At 72.6% G+C, this 19,522-nt stretch carries 20 protein-coding genes; 6 read left to right on the top strand and 14 right to left on the bottom strand.

Annotated elements, in window-relative coordinates; genetic code table 11:
- Positions 1-15: 15 nt before the first annotated feature.
- The 6 genes from AB0H83_RS47815 to AB0H83_RS47790 all read right to left on the bottom strand — a co-directional run bounded on the left by AB0H83_RS47815 (position 16) and on the right by AB0H83_RS47790 (position 5,457).
- Complete coding sequence (locus AB0H83_RS47815; protein ID WP_360109283.1) at positions 16-885, bottom strand: fructosamine kinase family protein; 870 nt, start codon at positions 883-885, stop codon at positions 16-18.
- On the bottom strand, positions 882-1,538 hold the full coding sequence (locus AB0H83_RS47810; protein ID WP_360109280.1) for a TetR/AcrR family transcriptional regulator C-terminal domain-containing protein: 657 nt from the start codon (positions 1,536-1,538) through the stop codon (positions 882-884). The genes AB0H83_RS47815 and AB0H83_RS47810 overlap by 4 nt, the downstream gene beginning before the upstream one ends.
- 504 nt (positions 1,539-2,042) lie before the next feature.
- Complete coding sequence (locus AB0H83_RS47805; protein ID WP_360109278.1) at positions 2,043-3,578, bottom strand: hypothetical protein; 1,536 nt, start codon at positions 3,576-3,578, stop codon at positions 2,043-2,045.
- Positions 3,579-3,763: 185 nt separating this feature from the next.
- Positions 3,764-4,045 carry a hypothetical protein gene (locus AB0H83_RS47800; protein ID WP_360109275.1) on the bottom strand — a complete coding sequence of 94 codons (282 nt, stop codon included), beginning with the start codon at positions 4,043-4,045 and terminating at the stop codon, positions 3,764-3,766.
- Between the two features lie 43 nt (positions 4,046-4,088).
- Positions 4,089-4,799 (bottom strand): FKBP-type peptidyl-prolyl cis-trans isomerase, encoded by a 711-nt coding sequence (locus tag AB0H83_RS47795; protein WP_360109273.1) that lies wholly within the window; start codon positions 4,797-4,799, stop codon positions 4,089-4,091.
- Between the two features lie 67 nt (positions 4,800-4,866).
- Positions 4,867-5,457 (bottom strand): hypothetical protein, encoded by a 591-nt coding sequence (locus AB0H83_RS47790; RefSeq protein ID WP_360109271.1) that lies wholly within the window; start codon positions 5,455-5,457, stop codon positions 4,867-4,869.
- A 139-nt stretch (positions 5,458-5,596) separates the two neighbouring features.
- Here AB0H83_RS47790 and AB0H83_RS47785 point away from each other — a divergent pair, with 139 nt between their 5' ends.
- The 3 genes from AB0H83_RS47785 (at position 5,597) to AB0H83_RS47775 (ending at position 9,870) form a co-directional block, all read left to right on the top strand.
- Positions 5,597-8,080 carry a LuxR C-terminal-related transcriptional regulator gene (locus AB0H83_RS47785; RefSeq protein WP_360109268.1) on the top strand — a complete coding sequence of 828 codons (2,484 nt, stop codon included), beginning with the start codon at positions 5,597-5,599 and terminating at the stop codon, positions 8,078-8,080.
- Between the two features lie 43 nt (positions 8,081-8,123).
- On the top strand, positions 8,124-9,293 hold the full coding sequence (locus tag AB0H83_RS47780; RefSeq protein ID WP_360109265.1) for an LLM class flavin-dependent oxidoreductase: 1,170 nt from the start codon (positions 8,124-8,126) through the stop codon (positions 9,291-9,293).
- 70 nt (positions 9,294-9,363) lie between these two features.
- The gene (locus AB0H83_RS47775; RefSeq protein WP_360109262.1) at positions 9,364-9,870 is read left to right on the top strand and encodes a flavin reductase family protein; all 507 of its coding nucleotides are present in this window, start codon (positions 9,364-9,366) and stop codon (positions 9,868-9,870) included.
- 31 nt (positions 9,871-9,901) lie between these two features.
- Here the strand turns inward: AB0H83_RS47775 and AB0H83_RS47770 are convergent, their stop codons facing one another.
- Together AB0H83_RS47770 and AB0H83_RS47765 are read right to left on the bottom strand one after the other, a co-directional pair.
- Positions 9,902-10,171, bottom strand: a complete 270-nt coding sequence (locus AB0H83_RS47770; RefSeq protein ID WP_360109259.1) for a hypothetical protein — start codon at positions 10,169-10,171, stop codon at positions 9,902-9,904.
- Positions 10,172-10,244: 73 nt separating this feature from the next.
- A complete protein-coding gene (locus AB0H83_RS47765; protein ID WP_360109257.1) occupies positions 10,245-10,802 on the bottom strand; it encodes a helix-turn-helix domain-containing protein in 558 nt (185 codons plus the stop codon).
- A 61-nt stretch (positions 10,803-10,863) separates the two neighbouring features.
- On the opposite strand from AB0H83_RS47765, the gene AB0H83_RS47760 reads away from it, so the two are divergent.
- Positions 10,864-11,265, top strand: coding sequence for a nuclear transport factor 2 family protein (locus tag AB0H83_RS47760; RefSeq protein ID WP_360109254.1), 402 nt, complete (start codon positions 10,864-10,866; stop codon positions 11,263-11,265).
- 11 nt (positions 11,266-11,276) lie between these two features.
- On the opposite strand, the gene AB0H83_RS47755 is transcribed toward AB0H83_RS47760, so the two are convergent.
- Together AB0H83_RS47755 and AB0H83_RS47750 are read right to left on the bottom strand one after the other, a co-directional pair.
- On the bottom strand, positions 11,277-12,170 hold the full coding sequence (locus AB0H83_RS47755; protein WP_360109332.1) for an AraC family transcriptional regulator: 894 nt from the start codon (positions 12,168-12,170) through the stop codon (positions 11,277-11,279).
- Positions 12,171-12,445: 275 nt separating this feature from the next.
- Positions 12,446-14,848: a family 20 glycosylhydrolase gene (locus AB0H83_RS47750; protein WP_360109251.1), complete on the bottom strand. Its 2,403-nt coding sequence runs from the start codon at positions 14,846-14,848 to the stop codon at positions 12,446-12,448.
- 191 nt (positions 14,849-15,039) lie between these two features.
- Between AB0H83_RS47750 and AB0H83_RS47745 the strand changes: the two genes are divergently transcribed.
- Positions 15,040-15,765 carry a hypothetical protein gene (locus tag AB0H83_RS47745; protein WP_360109248.1) on the top strand — a complete coding sequence of 242 codons (726 nt, stop codon included), beginning with the start codon at positions 15,040-15,042 and terminating at the stop codon, positions 15,763-15,765.
- 272 nt (positions 15,766-16,037) lie between these two features.
- On the opposite strand, the gene AB0H83_RS47740 is transcribed toward AB0H83_RS47745, so the two are convergent.
- Complete coding sequence (locus AB0H83_RS47740; protein ID WP_360109245.1) at positions 16,038-16,736, bottom strand: hypothetical protein; 699 nt, start codon at positions 16,734-16,736, stop codon at positions 16,038-16,040.
- Positions 16,737-16,841: 105 nt separating this feature from the next.
- On the opposite strand from AB0H83_RS47740, the gene AB0H83_RS47735 reads away from it, so the two are divergent.
- The gene (locus AB0H83_RS47735) at positions 16,842-17,321 is read left to right on the top strand and encodes a hypothetical protein (RefSeq protein ID WP_360109242.1); all 480 of its coding nucleotides are present in this window, start codon (positions 16,842-16,844) and stop codon (positions 17,319-17,321) included.
- Positions 17,322-17,433: 112 nt separating this feature from the next.
- On the opposite strand, the gene AB0H83_RS47730 is transcribed toward AB0H83_RS47735, so the two are convergent.
- The 3 genes from AB0H83_RS47730 to AB0H83_RS47720 form a co-directional block, all read right to left on the bottom strand.
- Positions 17,434-17,877 (bottom strand): hypothetical protein, encoded by a 444-nt coding sequence (locus tag AB0H83_RS47730; RefSeq protein WP_360109240.1) that lies wholly within the window; start codon positions 17,875-17,877, stop codon positions 17,434-17,436.
- 110 nt (positions 17,878-17,987) lie between these two features.
- Entirely contained in the window at positions 17,988-18,539 is a 552-nt protein-coding gene (locus AB0H83_RS47725; RefSeq protein ID WP_360109237.1) for a hypothetical protein, read from the bottom strand.
- A gap of 387 nt (positions 18,540-18,926) precedes the next feature.
- Entirely contained in the window at positions 18,927-19,313 is a 387-nt protein-coding gene (locus tag AB0H83_RS47720) for a Rid family detoxifying hydrolase (RefSeq protein ID WP_360109234.1), read from the bottom strand.
- Positions 19,314-19,522: the final 209 nt, after the last annotated feature.

The raw sequence follows: 19,522 nt of genomic DNA, 5'->3' as shown, positions 1-19,522 counted from the left end.
CCCGGCCGCCCGGGGTCAGGCGCGGGTGCGGAACGGGGCGAGGGTGGCCCGGATCTGCTCGCCCGCGCCCCAGTCGTCGTCGAACTGCGCCACCACGGCGAGGTGCTGGCGCAGCTGGACGATCGGCATGCGCTCCCGCCACCCGGCGTCCAGCGAGGTCAGCTCCGCGTAGACGGCGAAGCACCGCTGCGCCTCGGGCGGGGGCGCGGTCGACCAGACGTGCGCGAGGTCGACCTCGGCCCACATGTACGACACGGCCGGGTCGATCAGTGCGGGCCGCCCGTCCGCCGTGGCCAGGACGTTCTGCGCCCACAGGTCGCCGTGCGTCAGGCACGCCGGCCGGTCCGGCAGCAGCTCGGGCAGCCGGTCGCACAGCCGCTCCAGTGCGGCCCGGTCCGCGGCGTCCAGGGCCGCCTCGACCCGGGGCTCGCCGAGCCACCGCAGCAGCCGGTGCTGCGCGAAGAACGCGAAGCCGTCATCGTCCCAGGTGTTGCGCTGCCGGCGGCGGCCGAGCCAGTTGTCGCGGTGCCAGCCGAACCGGGGATGGGTCGTGCTCGTGTGCAGCCGGGCCAGCGCGTGCGCGAACTGCTCCCAGAACGCCTCGGTGGACGGCCGTGGCCGCAGTACCGACAGCACCAGCAGCTCGCGGTTGGCCAGTACCACCTCAGGGGTGGCGACGCCGCCGAGGTCGCGCAGCGCGGTCAGGCCCTCGACCTCGGCGTCGAACACGTCGTCGGCGGGCGGGTCGTCGAACGCCTTGACGAACACCGGCGGCGCGTCCCGGCGGGTGGCGATGCCGGCGAGCGCGGCGAGCCCGCCGGCCGCCGGCTCGACGGTGACGACGTCGTGCATCCCCGCCCGGGTCAGGTGCTCCAACAGGATCATGTCGCGTCCCGCGGGGGGAGCGCGGCGTAGCCGGCGAGCAGGATGTCGATCGCCTCCGTGAACCGGGTGTCGAAGTCGAGGCCGGCGCGGGTGGCGATGACCTCGGTCAGGTTCGGGAACCGCGCCGGGTCCAGCTCGCCGGCGCGCTGGTCGAGGTCCGGTTCGGAGCCCTCGTGGCCGGGGGTCTGGCCGACCTCGGCGAGGGTGTGCCCGATGGTGAACGTGGCCACCACGTTGACCACGTCCATCGCCCGGCCCAGCGGCAGCCCTGCGGCGCGCATCACGGCGAGCCACCGCTCCGACATGCGCAGCGCGTCGGGGGAGTTGACCGGCCGGGTCGCGGCGAACGGCAGCACCCCCGGGTGGGCCCGCAGGGCCGCGCGCAGCGCGTGCGCGAACTGCCGCATCCACGGCACCCACGCGTCCGGGCGCCCGGGAGGCGGGTCCTGCAGGCCGGCGAACGCGAGCTCCGTCACCCGGTCGACGAGCCCGTCGAGCAGCGCCGCCTTGTTCGGGACGTGCCGGTACAGCGACATCGCCTCGACGCCGAGGTGGGTGCCGAGCTTGCGCATCGACAGCGCGGGCAGCCCGTGCGCGTCGAGGTATTCGAGCGCGCCGTCCAGGACCCGATCCCGGCTCAACCCGGCCTTCACCCGACCCCCTGACCATGCTCACGGCGTAAGCCACCATAGCGACGCCACGCATGCTTACACCGTAAGCATCGGTCGTACCTCTGGAGGCTACCCCGATGCTGGCGTTCGCGCTGACCCTGATCCTGGCCGCGGTGGCGTACTTCCTGCTCGTCGCGCGGCACACCTGTGACTATTGACCGGCGAGGAAGTCTCGAGCTCCCGGCGGGCGGCGACGCATCGTTCGTCGCCCGCGCCGTGCACCCGTTCGCGGTCGGCGAGGACCGCCTGGAACAGACGCGTCGCGGCCGACCGGTCGCCGTGCTGCGCGTGGCACCGCGCGAGCACCCAGCGGGCCTGCAGCACCTCGTGGTGGTCGGCACCGAGCGCGGCGACCAGATCCGGCAGCAGCGCCTTGAGGACGTCTGCCGCAGCGCCGGGCTCGCCGGGCGACTCCTGCCACCGGGGCCGACGCCCGCGGCGGGTGACGCCGGCCCGCCGGGGGGTGGGGCGGGCCGGCGTCGGCGGTCAGCTGGCGAAGGCCTTGACCTCCAGCAGGCCGACCGAGTTCGTGCCGTTGGACTGCAGCAGCACCCGCAGCCGCGTCGTGGTGAGCGCGGTGAACGTGACCGTGATGTACGCGTTCGCGGTCACCGGGTACCCGCTGGCACCCGGCACGTCGGCGTACGCGCTGCCCGTCCAGTACTGCAGCTTCCAGCTCGACGGCAGGTCGATGCCCTGGTTGTCGTCGAACAGGTACACCTGCGCGCGGCGCAGCGAGACGGCGGCCGGCCAGGTGAGCTCGGCCCACTGCTGGCCGCTGTTGGGCCAGGTGCCCCAGCGCGGGTTCACGGTGTCGTTCGACGACGGCGGGTCGATGCCGTCGTTGATCGCCGCGACCGACTCCCACGCCGAGGTGTACGACGCCGACGCCGTCGCGGAGCGGGCAAGGTTGGGGTCGGGCTGCGGGTTGCCGCCGGTGCCCTTGATGAGGAACAGGTTGTCCGCGACGTTGTAGTACTGCGACAGGTACGACCCGGCCGGCGGGTTGGTGCTGTAGTAGTCGTCGTGGTTGCAGTCGAGCCGGTCGTCGTGGGACCGGTTGGTGCACACGGTGCGCACGACGACGTTGTCGCCGTCCTTGTAGCACATGACGTCCCACTCGTCGGTGCAGTGGCCGTAGCCGGAGGCGTTGGGCGCGTTGTTGTTGACCGCGCCCAGGGTGTGGCCGAGCTCGTGCGCGGCGACGCCGGCGGTCCAGCAGCCGTTGTCGGCGCGGGCGTACTCGGGGCCGCTATTGGAGCGGTTCGCGTCGCTCTTGCGGGTGTCGCCGGCCAGGCCGCCGATGCCGCAGTACACGTCGGCGTCGACGAACTGCAGGTACTTGCGGTCGGTGCGGTTGTAGCCGGCCGCCTTCACGGCGTTGAGCAGCGGCGCCCAGTCGTTGGCGTGCAGCGCCGAGTCGGCGATCTGCACGTCGCGCACCACCGGGCGGCACGCGCCGTTGACGGTCTCGGTGACGTACCGGACGTGCCGCTCGCCGCCGGTCTCCTTCGCGCTCTCGTTGAAGATCGTGTCGACGCCCTCGGCGAGGGTGCGGAACGTCTCCAGGTACTGCGCGTACCGGCTGGTCGAGCCGTGGATGTACAGGACCTCGACCCGGCGGCCGCTGGTGCCGTCGCCCTCGCAGACCGCGAGGGACTGGGCGGCGGCCGGCGCGGCCGCGGCGGCGAGGGCGGGCACGCTGGTCGCGACCGACAGGCCGGCCGGCGGCGCGTCCGGGCCGTGCGTGCACATGACCGGGCTGGTCCCCTTGACCTCCAGCAGGGTGCTCCCGCAGGGACCCGCGGGGCGGCGTTGCAGGCCGTCATAGACCAGCCCGCGCGCGGCGTCGTTCGCGGGCACGGCGGTCAGGTCGGCACGCCGGCCGGCCCGGTCACCGGCCAGCGCGGTGCCGGCGAAGGCGTTGATGCCGACGAGTCCGATCGCGGCGACCGCGGCGACGGCGATCCGTCCGGTACGGCGACCGGCGAGTCTTCGCACGGCGGAGACAGATCCGGGCATGGTGTGCGGCTCCCTTCACGAAGCGGGATCGACGCGCGCACGGGCGGGCGCGACGCATCGACGAAAACCTTTTCGCAGGGTGGCAAGACGCATCGCCGCATGTCAATGATGTGACAACTTGTGCCAAAGACTTAAGCGCGGGCAAAGTCGGCGGCGCACCGAAAGGTTTTCGGCGCGTGAAACGTTCAGGCGCGCAGCCAGGCCACGGCCGCGGCGAGCGGGTCGGCGCCGCCGGGCTCGTCGGGCGGCAGCGGGCCGCGGTACACGGTGCGCCGGTGATCGGCGAACCACGCGACCGTCACGTGCATCCGGGCGCCGTCGCGCAGCACGTGCGTCTCGTTGGCGCTGGTCATCCCCGCCGTCGCGGCGCCGAACGCGCGCACGTGCGGCCGGCCCCGCAGCGCGACCGCGAGGGCCTCGCCGGACCCGCCGCTGCGCGAGCCGGTGCACCCGTCGACGAACCGCACGATGGCGCCGAGCGTACCGGCCCGGCGGCCACCGCGAAGGCCGCTACTGGGCGGCCAGCAGGTCCACGACGAACCGCAGCGTGCCGCCGGGGGCGCCGTTGCCGGGGTTGTCGCCGTACGCCATCGAGGCGGGGATGTCGAGCTGGACCCGGCTGCCGACCTTCACCCCGAGCAGGCCCTCGTCCCAGCCCTTGATGACCATGCCGCCGCCGAGCTGGAAGTCGAACGGCTGCGACCGCTTCCAGGACGAGTCGAACTCCTTGCCGTCGGCGTAGGTGACACCGACGTAGTTGACCGTGACGTTCTGCCCGGCCCGGGCGGGGGCGCCCTTGCCCTCGATGAGGGTGGTGACCACCAGCTTCGACACGGTGCCGCTGCCGGCGGTCGCCGCCGGTTTCGTGCTCAGCGCCGGGTCGGCCCCCGCCGGCACCGGCGGGAACTCGGAGACCGGCGTGGCGCCGTCCTGCGTGGCGCCGCCCTGCGCGCCGGCGCCCGAGGCGGAGCTGCCCGTGCCGTTGTCCGGCGTGGACGAGTCACCGGAGCGGACCCACAGCGCGACACCCACGATCAGCACGAGCACCGCCGCTGCCGCGCCGACGATGCTCAGCATCCGCCGGCGCTTCTGCGCCGCGACCGCCCGCGCCTTGGCGGCCTTCGCCGCCGCGCGCTTTGCGGCCTTGGACTTGTCCACCTGGATGGTGCTGGGACGCCGGGAGCCCGTCCCAGGCTGCGGGTTCGTCACGCGATCGGTCACCGCAACACCATACGCAATCGCCCGCCCGCCGCCGAGCCGGTGCACGGCTGCCCCGGGCGGCGGCGCCTCACGCCTCGGCGGGCCGGCCGAACGTGACCGCGTCCCGCACGGCCGCGGGGGTGGTGTCGTGCAGGGGCCGGTCCGGGCGAGCGCCGAGCGCGTCGTTGACGGTGGTGAACGCCAGGCGCAGCGCCACCAGTACCGTCATCGTGAAGATCTGCGGGTCGGTGAACCCGGCGTCACGCAGCTGCTGCACGTCCTCGGCGGTGGTGGCGTTCGGGCTGCGGGCGACCTTGCGCGCCCATCCGGCCGCTGCCCGTTCGGCGGCGTCGAGCCGGTCGTCGGTGCCGGCGACGACCCCGGCGGCGGTCTCCTCGTCGGTGAGCTCGGCCAGCTTGCTGCCCCACGCCAGCGTGCAGTAGGCGTCGCCGAACGCCGACGTGCAGGCGGTGACGAGGATGGCGCGGTGGCGCAGGTCGAACCGGTCGGTGGCGTTGGCCAGACCCATGAGGTCGAACAGCCCGGTGACGGTGGCCGGCTGGTATCCCCACAGGCGGGTGCAGTTCATGGCGTACCCCAGCTCCGCGAGGTCCTCATCCAGCATGCGTTGCGCTTCGGCGGTCGGCTCGGGGGCGGCGAGAAACCCGGCGGTGTCCACGGTGGCTCCAGTGCTCGGCGGTGCGTTGGCCGTCCCAGGGTGCCCGCCGGCGCCCGTCGGGTCATCCGTGCGGTGCACGGAAATCCGTACGGATGGGATGTCCGTACCGGCGCCGGGCGCCACCGAGCAGAATGCGGGCATGACCGTTGAGGGGGCCGGCATCACCGAGCGGGAGGCGGAGGTGCTGCGCGCGATCGGGGAGCGGTTCCGCAACCGGGAGATCGCCGAGCGGCTGCACGTGTCGGTGCGCACCGTGGAGAGCCACGTCGCGGCGCTGCTGCGCAAGCTCGGCGCCGCCGACCGGGCGGCGCTGGTCGAGGCGGGTGCCGCGCTGCGCCGCGGGCCGCGGGCCGCGCCCGGGTTGCCGGCGCCGCTGACCACGCTCGTGGGCCGGGAGCGGGAGGGCGAGGAGGTCGGCGCGCTGCTGGACGCGCACCGGCTGGTCACGCTCACCGGGCCGGGCGGGGTCGGCAAGACCCGGCTCGCGGTCCACGTCGCCGGCGGCCGGGTGGGCGGCGGCGTGCGCTTCGCCGACCTGGCGCCGGTCACGCCCGACCTCGTCGGCGACGTCGTCGCGCGGGCGCTGGGTGTCGTGCCGGAGCCCGGCCGGTCACCGGCGGAGGTCCTCGCCGACGCCGCGGCCGGCCTGGACGGGCTGCTGCTCGTCGACAACTGCGAGCACGTCGTGGCGGCGGCCGCGGACGTCGTCGCCGCGCTGTTGCGGGCCGGCGGGCCGCTGCGGGTGCTGGCCACCAGCCGGGAGCCGCTCGGCGTGCCCGGCGAGGTCACGTACCAGCTGCGCACCCTGGACGTGCCGCCGGCCGGCGCCGTCACGACCGCCGAGATCGCCCGGCCGGCGGCGGTGCGGCTGTTCGTCGACCGTGCCACGGCCGCGGTGCCGGGCTTCGCGCTCACCGACGGGGTCGCCCCAGCCGTGGCGGCGCTGTGCCAGCGGGTCGACGGGCTGCCGCTGGCGATCGAGCTGGCCGCGTCGCGGCTGCGCACGTTCGGCCCGGCGGAGCTGGTCGAGCACCTCGACCGGCGCTTCGACCTGCTGTCGGCGGGTGCCCGGACCACCGGCCCGCGGCACCGTACGCTGCGCGGCGCCATCGACTGGAGCTACGAGCTGCTCGACGACGACGAGCGGGCCCTGTTCGACCGGCTCGGCGTGTTCCCTGCCGACTTCGACTACGACGCGGTGCGGGCGGTGCACGGCGCCGGCGGTGAGTCGGTCCTCACGGTGCTGCCGCGGCTGGTCGACAAGTCGCTGGTGACCTCGCTGGTGAACGCGGCCGGCGGAGACACCCGGAGGTACCGGCTGCTGGAGACGATCCGGGCGTACGCCGCGGAACGGCTCGCGGCCGGCGGTCGGGAGCCCGATGCGCGGGCCCGGCACGCCGCGCACTACCTGGCGTTCGCCGGGCGCGCCGCCGACGGGCTCCGGCACGCCGGGCAGCGGGCCTGGTTCCAGCGGGCGGCGGCGGAGCAGCCGAACGTGCGCGCGGCCCTGGCGTACACCGTGGACACCGGCGACACGGACGCGGCCTGGCGGTGCGTGGCGGCCCTGGAACGGTTCTGGGACCTGGCCGGGCAGCGGCGCGAGGCGCACGAGTGGATCCAGCGGATCCTGGCGCTCGGCGACCCGGCGCCGTCGCCCGGCGCCGTCGCCGGGCTCGCCGCGGCCAGCACGCTGCTGCACGCCAGCGACTCCCGCACCGCCCTGGACCTCGCCGAACGCGCGGCGCGGCTGGCCGAGGGGCAGGACCGCCTGACCAGGGCCACGGCGGCCCGCGCGGTCGGCATGTGCGCGATGTGGATCCGCCCGGAGGCGGCGCGGCCCGCGCTGCACGATGCCCTGGCCGGGTTCGACGACGACCTCCCGTGGGACCGGGCCCTCACGATGCAGGGGCTGGTGACGATCTCGCAGGCGCTCGGCGAGGCGCTGCAGTGGGGCCGGGACAGCGTCACGCTGTTCCTGCGCGCCGGTGATCAGGTGTACGCCGCCAACACCCTGTACATGATGGCGCAGCGGGCCATGTCGGCCGGGATCGCCGGCGCGGAGGTCCACGGCTGGCTCACGCAGAGCCGGGCGATGGCCGAGGCCGCCGGCAGCGAGGCCGACATCGTCCACGCCGGGGTCGGCCTGGCGAACCTGGCCTGGGTCCGCGGCGAGGACGCCGACGCGGCGGACCGCATGCGGGACCTGCTGCCGGCGCTGCGCCGGCTCGGTGACCGCCGCTGCGCGGGCCGGGCGCTGTACGTCCTCGGCGAGCACGCCCGGCGCACCGGCGAGCTGGACCGGGCGGGGGAGCTGCTGCGCGCCGGCGCCGAGGCGGTCCTGGTCGCGGGGCAGTCGGTGGTGCTGGTGCTGGCCCTGGAGGCGCTCGCCGCGCTCGCCGCCGCGCAGGAGCGGCCCGAGGCCGCCGCGGTGCTGCTCGGCGCCGCGGCCCACCGGCGGGAGGCGGCCGGCGCGCACCTGCGGCCGGCCCAGCCGGCGGACGAGGACCTGCGCCGCCGGCTGACCGGGACGCTTGGTGCCGAGGCGTTCGACAGCGCGTACGCCCGGGGCCGCGAGCTGGCGCCGGAGGGGGCCTTGCGCACGTATACCCTACTAAGTCTATAGTATTTACCGAGAAGCTGGCCCCCCGAGCCACGGAACAGGCGTGATGACAGACCTCAAATTCCACTGGTTCCTGCCCACCAACGGCGGGGACGGCCGGCAGGTCGTCGGCGGCGGCCACGGCACCCCCGCCGGCGCCGCCGGGCGGCCCGCCTCCGTCGCCTACCTCGGCCAGATCGCCCGCTCCGCCGAGCAGCTCGGCTTCGAGGCCGCGCTGACCCCGACCGGCGCGTGGTGCGAGGACGCCTGGATCACCACCGCCATGCTGGCCGGGGTCTCCGAGCGGCTGAAGTTCCTCGTCGCCTTCCGTCCCGGGCTCACCGCGCCGTTCCTCGCCGCGCAGATGGCCGGCACCTTCCAGAACCTCTCCGGCGGCCGGCTGCTGCTCAACGTCGTCACCGGCGGGGAGAGCCACGAGCAGCGCATGTACGGCGACTACCTCGACAAGGACGCCCGCTACGCGCGCTGCGCGGAGTTCCTGTCGATCGTGCAGGCGCTGTGGTCCGGCAAGCCCGTCACCGCCGACGGTGAGCACTTCCAGCTGTCCGACGCGGTCCTGGCGCAGATCCCGGATCCGTTGCCGCTGGTGTACTTCGGCGGCTCCTCCCCGGCGGCGCTGGACGTCGCGGCCCGCCACGCCGACGTGTACCTCACCTGGGGCGAGCCGCCGGCCGCCGTCGCCGAGAAGGTCGCCCGGGTCCGGGCGCTCGCCGCCCGCCAGGGCCGGCAGCCGGCCTTCGGGCTGCGGGTGCACACCATCGCCCGGGACACCGCCGAGGAGGCGTGGGCGGAGGCCGGCCGGCTGCTCGCCGGCATCTCCGAGGAGCAGATCCGCAAGGTCCAGGACGGGCTGCGCCGCAGCGAGTCCGAGGGGCAGCGGCGGATGCTCGCCCTCAACGGCGGCACCAAGGACGGCCTGGAGATCCACCCCAACCTGTGGGCCGGGGTCGGCCTGGTCCGCGGCGGCGCCGGCACCGCCCTCGTCGGCAGCCACCAGCAGGTCGCCGACCTCATCGAGCAGTACGCCGACGCCGGTATCACCGAGTTCGTCCTGTCCGGCTACCCGCACCTGGAGGAGGCGTACCGCTTCGGCGAGGGGGTGCTGCCCGAGCTGACTCGGCGCGGCCGCTGGCGGCATCCGGCGCCCGGGCGGCAGGTCGCGTCCGCGGTGCCGTTCGGCGCCCCCGCGACGGCTGCCTCCGGGCGGGCGTCATGACCGCCCCGAACGGCGTGGGCGGCGGGAGCGCCCCGGACGGCGCGGGCGGCGGGCGCGCGGAGGTGGCGGCGTGACGGGGCTGCGGACCAACCAGGACCTCGACCCCGACCGGCTCCGCGAGGTGTTCGGCATCTACCCCAGCGGCGTGGTCGCCGTCGCCGCGCTCGTCGGCGGCGTGCCGGTCGGGCTCGCGGCGAGCTCGTTCACGTCGGTGAGCCTCGACCCGCCGCTGGTGTCCTTCTGCATCGCCAACACCTCGAAGACGTGGCCGGACCTGCGCCGCGCCCCGCACCTCGGGGTCACGATCCTCGCCGACCACCACTCCGCCGTGGCCCGCCAGCTCGCGGGCGCCGTCGAGCACCGCTTCGACGGCCTGCCGCTGATCGTGACCGCCGAGGGCGCGGTCACGCTCGACGACGGTCTGGCGCACTTCGACACCACCATCTACAACGAGGTCCCCGCCGGCGACCACACCATCGTGCTGCTGCGCCTCAGCGCCGCCGGCCGCTCCCAGCTACCCGACCCGTCGCCGCTGGTGTTCCACCGCAGCCGCTTCAGCCGGCTGCACTCCGCCTGAGGTCCGTCCCCGGTCCGGCGGGGCCGGGGCGTCAGACGCGGCGCCGCAGCCAGAGGAACCCGAACCCGGCCAGCAGCAGCGACAGCGCCAGGTACAGCGACAGCTCGATCCACTGGAAGGTCCAGTACCGGCCGGCCGGCTGGTAGGTGTGCGCGAAGCGCAGCCGCTGCGCGGCGGTGCAGGCGATGCCGGCCGCCATGTCGCCGATGGTGGCGATGCAGGGCCGGGCGTCCTCGCCGGTGTACGGCGAGCCGTCCGGCTTGACCACCGGCGAGGTCGCGGCCGACGACACCTTCGGCACGATGCGGGTCCGTCCGGCGATCCCGCTGACCTAGGACGCCGCCGGCGGGGCATGCCGCGGTGCGGGTTCGTGGTCAGTCGCCGGTGGCGACGCCGGTGCGCAGCATGGCCACCAGCCGGCGGGCGTGGGCGGCGCCGGTGGTGACGGCGGCGCCGCTGGCGAGCGTCAGCAGGTCGAGGGCGGTCACGCCGTCGCGCAGGGCCGGCCGGGCCCGGTGGACGAGACGGTCGGCGGTCGAGGTGATCGCCCCGTGCCACTGGTGGAACAGCGCGGTGCGCCGCTCGGCGGTCTCCTCGGTGGCGGCGAGCGCCAGCGCCCGCTTCGTGGCGACGTGCACGGTGAACTCATCGAGCCAGGTGAACAGCGCGTCCACCGGCTCGGCCGCCTCCAGCAGCCGCGCGCCGCGGTCGCACAGCGCGGCGACCTCGTCGGCATAGACCGCGACGAGCAGGTCCGCGCGGGTCGGGAAGTGCCGGTACAGAGTGGCGTTGCCGACGCCGGCGCGCCGGGCGATCACGTCGAACGCGGCGTCGTTGCCGGCCTCGGCCAGCACCTCGCGCGCCGCGGCGACCAGCCGGGCGGCGTTGCGGGACGCGTCGGCCCGCGGGCCGCGCTTGCTATCCGGGGACATCCCCGTATACGGTACCGGCAGTTAAGTGGGGAGGACCCCACTTAGGAGCGGAGGAGCTGCCGTGGCCATCACCGCGGACGATCGGAACACCATCACGGACCTCATCAACCTGCACGGCCACCTCACCGACCGCGGCGACTTCGCCGGCCTGACGGCGCTGTTCACCGAGGACGTCGTCTACGACGTGTCGGCCCTCGGCGGCGCGCCCCTCGCGGGCCTGGCCGGCGCCCGCGAGGCCGCCCTGGCCCTCGGTGACCGCAACCCCGTCGCGCACCACGTCACCAACATCGTGCTGCGCGAAACCCCCGACGGCGCCGTGCACGCCCTGTCCAAAGGCCTCGGCGTCATGACCGACGGCTCAATCAACAGCGTCACCTACGAGGACACCGTGAAGCGCACCCCCGCCGGCTGGCGCATCACCCACCGCACCGTCCGCCCGCGCCGCGCCCCGCTGCGCGACTGACCGGGCGGCCGTCAGCCCGCGCCGCGCCATCGGGCCGGGGTCACCCGGTGCTCGGCGCGGAACCGCTTGATGAAGTAGCTGGCGTCCGGGTACCCGACGCGGCGGCTGATCGCCGCCACCGTCAGGTCGGTCTCGGCCAGCAGCGTCCGCGCCTCCTGCAGGCGTCGCTGGGTGATCCACTGCTGGACGGTCCGGCCGGTCCGGCGCCGCACGACCGTCGTGAGATGACCGGCGGTGAGGGCGAGCTCGGCGGCGACGTCGGCGAGCGAGATGGGCTCGTGGTAGCGCTGTTCGATGACCTCGAAGACGGCGGCGAGCAGCGGCTCGTCGGCCGAGCGCAGCTGGCCGGCGACGTCGGCCGAGAGCCTGGCGGCGCCGACCAGCAGCAGCGTCAGATGGGCGAGCGCGGCCTCCTGGTGGCCGTCCCGGCGGGTGCGCAGCTCAGTGTCCAGCGCCGCGAACCGCGCCATCCAGCCGGGCCGGTCGGCGGTCGGCACCTGCAGCCGCTGCGCCCGGTTCGCGCCGCGGGCGAAGGGGAACAGCAGCGGGTGGGAACGCCACGACGCCGACGCGCCGTGGCGCACGGCGTCTGCGGGGAACCACACGACCCAGCCGTCCTCGGCGACCCGCTGCGTACCGGTGAACCCGACGACCTGCCCCGGGGCGAGGACGAACAGGTCGCCGTCGGTGACCGTCCACGTGCGGTGGTCGATCGACACGGTGGCGTCGGCCCGGTGCGCGTACAGCAGCACGAGGAAGTCGTGCGCGTGCGCGCCGACCCCTGGCTCCGGGACCGGGCCGGGCAGGCGGGACGCCGCGACCGGCACCACGCCCGGCGCGCGGCCGAGCCCATAGACGGGCGTGCCGTCCCCGGTCCGGCCGACCGGCACCGAGGATCGTCGCATCATCACCGCAGATGCACCGCTGTCGGTGGCTTCACCAGCCATGAGACTGAGCGTACGACCCAACGATCGTCGGACTCTCAGGAGCGTGACATGCTGCTTCCGGGAGCGGTTCGGCGCGCCCAGGGCCGTCGCGGCAGCCGTCGTGCTGGCCGGCATCACCCTCATCCTGGCCCGCTGACCCCCAGCCACCAGGGCCGATCGGCCGCGCCCAACGACGTGCGGCGTGGCCGGACGGCTGCCAAGGGTCTGGCCCGCCGTCCGGCCGAAAACAGGCGCTACCGGTTGAACTGGAACCAGTTGAGGTTGACGAAGTCGGCGCCGGCGGTGCCGGTGAAGGTGAGGAACACCGTGTGGACGCCGGTGGCCGCGCCGGTGAGGTTGGTGGTGTTGGTGGTCCAGACCTGCCAGCCGCCGGTGGAGGTGACCGGGACGCTGGCGATGATCGGGCCGGTGGTGGAGTCCAGGCGGTACTGGATGGTGCCGCTGGACGCGCCGGAGGCCAGCCGCGTGGTCACCGACGCCGCGGTCGGGGTGCCGAAGTCCACGTTGGCGTAGCCGAGCCAGTCGCCGGGCGTGATGTAGCCGACGTTCTGGCCGCCGCCGGTGTCGGTGGTGGTCTCGGTCTGGGTGCCAAACTGGCTGCTGAAGCTCTCCACCTGCCGCACGCCGTACGCGTTGGGCAGTCCGCCGCCGTTGAACTGCAGCCAGTTGAGGTTGACGAAGTCGGCGCCTGCGGTGCCGGTGAAGGTCAGGTACAGCCGGTGTACGCCGGTGGCCGCGCCGGTGAGGTTGGTGGTGTTGGTGGTCCAGGTCTGCCAGCCGCCGGTGGAGGTGACCGGGACGCTGGCGATGATCGGGCCGGTGGTGGAGTCCAGCCGGTACTGGATGGTGCCGCTGGACGCGCCGGAGGCCAGCCGGGTCGTGACCGAGGCCGGCGACGCCGCGCCGAAGTCGAGGTCGTAGGCGAGCGTGTCGCCGGGCGTGATGTAGCCGACGTTCTGGCCGCCGCCGGTGTCGGTGGTGGTCTCGGTCTGCGTCCCGGACTGGGCGTTGCAGCTCTCGGCCTGGATCTGGGTGTACGCGCTGCGCGTCTGCTGCGTGCCCCACGGGACCTGCGGTGAGCTGTAGTAGTTGATCCCCTGCACCGTCCACCGTGGACCCTGCGCGCCGAGCCGCACCTTGAACGTGTCCCAGTTGCGGGCCGACTGCGGCGACCACGCCAGCTCGGCCAGTGCCGGCAGCCGCGGGAACGCCATGAACTCGATGTCGGCCAGCGTGGTGATCGTCTCGGTCCACAGTGGAGCCTCGACGCCGAGGATGGCGCTGGCCGGCACGCCGGAGAGGTAGGCGCCCGGGTCCCAGTTGTAGGCGGTCTGCACCTCGATCAGGCCGGCCCACGTCAGGCCGAGCGGGGTCGAGTTGGTGTACTTCATGTCGAGGTACGCCTTGTTCGCCGGTGACAGCAGGATCTTGTCGCCCTTGCTCACCGCCGCGCTCAGGTCGGCGTCCGATGTGGACGTTCCCCAGTACTGCGCGACACGGTTCGCCGTGTGGTTGGCCTGCCCGATCTGGTGCCAGCCGACGACGGTCTTGCCGGCCGCGCCGACGAAGGGCTGCACGCGGTTCATGAACGCGGTGTAGTCCGCAGCCGGCGTGCTCGACGCCTCGTCGCCGCCGATGTGCAGGTACGGCCCAGGGGTGATGGCGGCGAGCTCGTTGAGCACCTGCTGCACGAACGTGTACGTGACCTCCTTGCTGACGCACAGCGAGCTGAAGCCGACGCTCGTGCCGGTGTAGAGCGGCGGGGCCGTGTTGTTGCAGTTGAGCTGCGCGTAGGAGGCGAGCGCGGCGTTGGTGTGGCCGGGCATGTCGATCTCGGGCACGATGGTGATCTGCCGCGACGCGGCGTAGGAGACCAGGTCGGAGTACTGTGCCTTGGTGTAGTAGCCGCCCGCGCCGCCGCCCACCTGGGTGCTGCCGCCCACGGTCGTCAGCTGCGGCCAGGCGTCGATCACGATGCGCCAGCCCTGGTCGTCGGAGAGGTGCAGGTGCAAGGTATTGATCTTGTACTGCGCAATCTCGTCGATGTATCGCTTCACCACGTCGGGGGCGAAGAAGTGCCGCGACACGTCGAGCATCGCGCCACGGTAGGCGTAGCGCGGGTAGTCGACGATCCGGCCGCCGGCGACCGTCCACGGTCCACTCTGGACGGTCCGCGCCTCGACCGTCGCCGGCAGCAGCTGCCGCAGCGTCTGCACCCCGTGGAACAGTCCGGCCGCGGTCTGCGCGCGGAGCGTGACGGCGGCGGCGGTCACGTCGAGCTGGTAGCCCTCGGCGCCCACGCTCGGGTCGGCGCCGGACAGCAGCAGTGCGATGCCGCTCGTCGGCGTGCCGGTCGTGGTGGAGACCGGCAGTGCGTAGCCGGTCGACGGGCGGAGGATGCCGGCGAGGTAGTTGCCGGCGTCGGTGGCGCCGGCCGAGGTCTGGATCGCGGCGTTCGACGGCAGCGTGTAGGTCACGCCGGCCGCGGGCTGCGCCGACACCGGCACGGGTACGACGTCGGAGAGGCTCACCGCGGCGCTGGCCGGGGAGGCGGTCAGCAGCCAGGCGGCGCCGGTCGCGGCGGTCGCGACGGCCACGGCGGAGGCGAGCAGCAGGTCGCGCAGGGAACGGTGCACGGCATCCTCCAGTGAAACTGTTAAGTTTCCTGTTAGTTTGACGGCACGCTATGTCCCGCGCGGGAAAGTGTCAAGGGAGCCGCCTCCCTTCAGATCTCTTTCCGATCACGGTGCTCGATCGCAGGACAGTGGAGCGACCCGCCCGGCCGCTGCCGTCGCGCTGCATCCCGTCCCCCATTACGGAGATCCTCATGCGCGCACTTGCCGCCGCCCTCGCGGGCGTGGTCGTGGCCGTCCTCCCAGCCAGTGCCGCCTTGGCCGCCGACCCCGAGCCGGACATCGCGGTGACCTCCGCCACCAAGACCGTCCAGCTCACCGGCAAGACCGACCACCAGGCGTGGCGGTACGGCCGCGGATTCGTCGCCTTCGAGCTCACCGCCGACAACGGCGAGGCCAACGACGCCGACAACACCACCGGCGTGCGGCTGCTGGTGCCGGGCGCCTTCAACGATCTGGGCGGTTACGTCTTCCAGGGCGAGTCCTATGACGCCCCATGGACGCCCCAGACCCCCGGCGTCCCGGGGGTCTGGGGCGTCGCCACCAGCGCCGACGGCAAGACGAAGTACGCCGAGGCCGTCACGGACGCGAAGGGCCTGTTCCGTCTCGCCCACCTCCCGGCCGGCGACGTCCTGCTGACCTTCACCGCCCCGGCGGGCTGGAAGGTCCTGGCCGGCAAGAACGGCGAGTACGACCACACCCCGGCGCAGATCATCGCCGACGACAGCGACGAGCCCAGCATCTACGTGCCGGCGAAGAAGGTCGCCGTGAGCTCGCCGAGCGTCTCGCCGTCGACCTCGCCGAGCGCCGGCCCGGGCCTGCCGGTCACCGGCGACAACACCATGCTGCTCGTCGGCGCGGGTGCGGTCGCCGTCGCACGGGTGCTCGTCGCCCGCCGCCGCGTACACCTGCGGGCCTGACAGGCGGGACCGCTCCAGCCGCCGGCGGTAGCCCTCCGGCGATGTCGAGCGAGCCGAAGGGCGCCGAGGCCCCAGCACCCCCGCTGGAGCCTCGGCGCCACGGGCTGCCGGACGTACCGGCGAAGTGGATCGGTGTGACCGCGAGGTGGAAGTCCCACTGCCTGAGCTCGGCAGTCGTCGTGGCGTACACACGGATCTGCCGCGAAGCGCTCGTCACCATGGGTGACGGCGGAGCCGGTCACCGGTTTCCGGACATGCCGATGAGCGAGTACTCAACTGGAGATGGTCGGGTCTCCGGAGGCCTGCGCGTCCTCCTCCTGAAGCTGCCGGTGCGTCACACGGTAATGCTCCTCGGGTGCGTCCGAGACGTACGTCGTATCGGCACCACTGAAAACGTGCAAGCCGACATCCCCGAACTCGATCCACAAGCCTGCCATGCTCCAGCCGGCAACCAGATCCATCGGCAACTCGCCGGTAAGGTCCACGTCACCGGTGAAGTACGGGTTCTCGGTCACCGCCCATCCGGTCAGCATGCGACCGGCAGCCGCAGCGAGCGGGTGAGGGTGCGACGATCGCCACTCGTGCGGCCGGCCGACAAAGGTGAACGCCGCCCCCAGATCGATGGTGTTCCAGCTGATCGACAAGCGGTCGGCTGCGTCCCAGGCGAGCTCCAGCTGCACACCGCCATCGAACACCAGCACCACCGGGATGACCGGTTGCCACTTGTCTCTTGCCAGCTCCCAGCCGACCCAGCCGGCCCGCAGCCGTTGACCCACCAGCGCGAGCAGGCGAGACCGCTGGCGACGCAACTGCTCCGGCGCGGGCGCATAGTCGGCGTTCCATCCGGACATCGACTTGTCCCAGCGAGTCGTCCCAGGCTTGCTCTCCACAGCGCGGATCATACGGATTTCGCCGCCGCTGCCGTACCGGCTCGTCAAATCGGCATCGATCACTGCCCGGTGCACGCTCATGCCGCAACTCGAGCGCGTTGCAGTCGTAGGTGATGTCGCGACCCGTAGCTGCGGCCTGCCGCCGTTTCGGCCAGGACACCAGACCCACCCAGTCACACTTGGCCCGTGCCGACCCTGCCACCCGTCCGCAAGATCCGGTTCGACGTCCGCCGCTGGGGCGACGACCCGGATCCCGCACGTGAACTCCTGCCCTACATCGACAACGTCAGCCTGGTGGACCTGATCTCCGGCTATGAACACGCCGCCGGCTACGACGTGCCCGGCGCATACGCCGGAATCGTGCTCGACCACTTCAACTTCGGCGACCTGACCGGCTACCTCACCGGAGAACCGCACTCCGCCTACTGGGCGAAACGCGGCGTGATCGCCCTCCTCGGCTGCGACTGCGGCGAAGTCGGCTGCTGGCCCCTGGAGGCCCGGGTGCTCCTCGACGACACCCTGGTCACGTGGCGCGCCTTCAGCCAGCCGTTCCGGCCTCAGCGCGACTATGGGACCTTCGGCCCCTTCACGTTCCGACGCAGCCAGTACGAGCGCGCAATCCGGGAGGCTATCGCCATCGCCTCAACATTCGATAAGCATCGATAGACGTCGCATCCGACGCGCCCGCAACCCTGCCCACACAGCTGCGCCGATCATGCGTGGCGGCGACCGGCATGACGGCTTGATCCGCTGCGCGGATCTGCCGCGATCCGGCGCGTCAGGTGCTGTAGGTGCCGTCCCTTGGCGGGTTGAAGCCGATCCGGTCGGGGTAGAGTTCGGCCCAGTCGCCGCGATCAGGGTCGGATTCGTCGATCAGGCCGAACAGGACGCCGTCGCAGGTGAGACGAAACGGCTGGATAGCGATGTCATCGAACCGTGGCGCATCAAGTTCGTCCAGCAGTACGGCGAGAATGCGGTCAGCGGCGTCCGGGTCGGTCAGGTAGCGGCTGAGGGCGATCCGGCGAATCGTGGATGCCTCGTGCCGGCCGTCATGGTCGAAGCGGTGTACGTAGGCATACCAGGCGAAGCGCTCATCCAGACCGCCGACGTCACGCCTGGCACCGTGCACCGCTGCGTAGAACTGGCCGGTCGCGTCGCGCCCGCTGGTGTCGGTGCGGTAGTCCGGTTCATGGGCGGTCGGGATGCGTTGCGGCACGGCCATCGGGTGAGCCTAGACGCGTGCTTTCTGCAGGTGCCGCCGGTGGACACGGCCGGCCGAACCCCTTCGAGCCGTCGACGCTCGATCAAGTTTTCTCGCTCATGGATCCGCGGTCAGTGCGGTGATGTACCTCGAGGGACGGTGTAGCCGCCCGCCGGCGCTGGGTCGTCCACGGGCTGGGGACCGGTCGCCGTCCAGGAGTCCCAGCCTGGGTGTACGTCGTTGCGGGTCATGGACGACGAGCGGCGTCGGTGCAGGCCATAGCTCGTCATGAGCAGGGCTATGCCGACCGAATCCATGATCCAATAGGTGTCTCCCAGCAGCTGGTCGTACTCTCCGGTGCGCGCCAGCACCAGCGTCGCCCATGCGTTGAACGCCCATGCGCCGAGGATCGCGGTGCCGCCCAGCATGACAAGGAGACCCCCGCCGACGCGTCGCACGACGTAGGCCAGCAACGCCACGCCGGCGACCGAGAGTCCGATGGTGACGATCGCCAGCTCCTCGGCCCAACCGGTGAGACCGTGACGGTTCTCGACCACCCACACCACACTATGACCGACCATCACGATGCCGGCGGCGCCGAGCTTCCGTGCAGGATCGGCATCGATCAGGAACGACGCGATGACCGCCAGAAGGAAGAACGCCCAGATCAGTTCGAAGATCACGCAGTATCCAAACACGCCCGCTACGCCGCGACCAGGCGCGACCAGTTGCCCGCGCCGGCGTCTGAGGACGACGTCCGGCGGGTAGAGGCGGCGATCGAATTTCCGTTGCCGCCGTTGGTGCGGCGGATCTTCCTGGAGTTCGCGGATGGCGGGATCGGTCCCCGCGGGGGATCGAGGGCGTCGCCGAAGGTTGGTTTCCGTTCGGTGAGTTGACGGACTGAGCAGAGGGCCCGCCGGGCCGGTCCCGCTGTGGTGACGCCAAGACGGAGGCCCGCCGCCGCCGATCAAAGTTGCGCAGCGACGTCGTCCGACCGCTTGATTAGGTGCTCGCACATGCCGCCGACCGGGTGCCTCCGGTGGCCGGGGGCGCCACGGCGCACACCGTAGTCAGTCGCCGGGGATGACGGCGATCGCTTCGATGGAGATGAGCAGATTACGCGGCAGGCTGACATTGGCTGGTGCCGAGCGGGCCGGCGGTGGGTCCGGCATGAACCGCTCGTAGACAGCGTTGATGGCGGCGAAGTCGTCTACGTTCACATAGAAGATGGTGGTCTTGACTATCGTCATCAGCGATGCTCCGGCGCTGGTCAGGATCGCGTCGAGGTTGCGCAGCGCTTGCTCGGTCTGCTCCTCGATTCCGTCGGGCGCGACACCGGTGGCGGGATCGATACCCGCTGTGCCCGAGCAGAACACGAACCCGTTTGCGACGATCGCCTGACTGTAGGGCCCGATCGCCTGCGGGGCGTTGCCGGTCGAGACTGCGTACTGGATCATCGTCGAACCTCTTCATGGATGGACGTGGTGCGGAGCACGTTCATCGTCAGCCGAGACGTGCGCGTCCATCGTCAACCGGCGGTTATCGGACAGTTCAGCGACCTGACAAAGGATTGTCAAGCCCCGGGTTTGATGGAGAGTTGGTTAGCTGGTTTTCGGGGATACGGTGACCGGCTGGGTCATCGTGTGTAGTGCCTCGTACTCGGCAG

The organism is Dactylosporangium sp. NPDC050688 (assembly GCF_040654515.1).
Classification (GTDB): domain Bacteria; phylum Actinomycetota; class Actinomycetes; order Mycobacteriales; family Micromonosporaceae; genus Dactylosporangium.
Note: the sequence above shows the minus strand (reverse complement) of the source record. Positions and strands in the feature narration are given on the sequence as shown.

Bases quoted from the DNA above. Each gene is read 5' to 3' on its own strand.
- AB0H83_RS47780 (WP_360109265.1), top strand. From the start codon at position 8,124: ATGACAGACCTCAAATTCCACTGGTTCCTGCCCACCAACGGCGGGGAC.
- AB0H83_RS47765 (WP_360109257.1), bottom strand. From the start codon at position 10,802: ATGTCCCCGGATAGCAAGCGCGGCCCGCGGGCCGACGCGTCCCGCAAC.
- AB0H83_RS47815 (WP_360109283.1), bottom strand. From the start codon at position 885: ATGATCCTGTTGGAGCACCTGACCCGGGCGGGGATGCACGACGTCGTC.
- AB0H83_RS47730 (WP_360109240.1), bottom strand. From the start codon at position 17,877: ATGGCCGTGCCGCAACGCATCCCGACCGCCCATGAACCGGACTACCGC.
- AB0H83_RS47740 (WP_360109245.1), bottom strand. From the start codon at position 16,736: ATGAGCGTGCACCGGGCAGTGATCGATGCCGATTTGACGAGCCGGTAC.
- AB0H83_RS47785 (WP_360109268.1), top strand. From the start codon at position 5,597: ATGACCGTTGAGGGGGCCGGCATCACCGAGCGGGAGGCGGAGGTGCTG.
- AB0H83_RS47745 (WP_360109248.1), top strand. From the start codon at position 15,040: ATGCGCGCACTTGCCGCCGCCCTCGCGGGCGTGGTCGTGGCCGTCCTC.
- AB0H83_RS47720 (WP_360109234.1), bottom strand. From the start codon at position 19,313: ATGATCCAGTACGCAGTCTCGACCGGCAACGCCCCGCAGGCGATCGGG.
- AB0H83_RS47755 (WP_360109332.1), bottom strand. From the start codon at position 12,170: ATGCGACGATCCTCGGTGCCGGTCGGCCGGACCGGGGACGGCACGCCC.
- AB0H83_RS47805 (WP_360109278.1), bottom strand. From the start codon at position 3,578: ATGCCCGGATCTGTCTCCGCCGTGCGAAGACTCGCCGGTCGCCGTACC.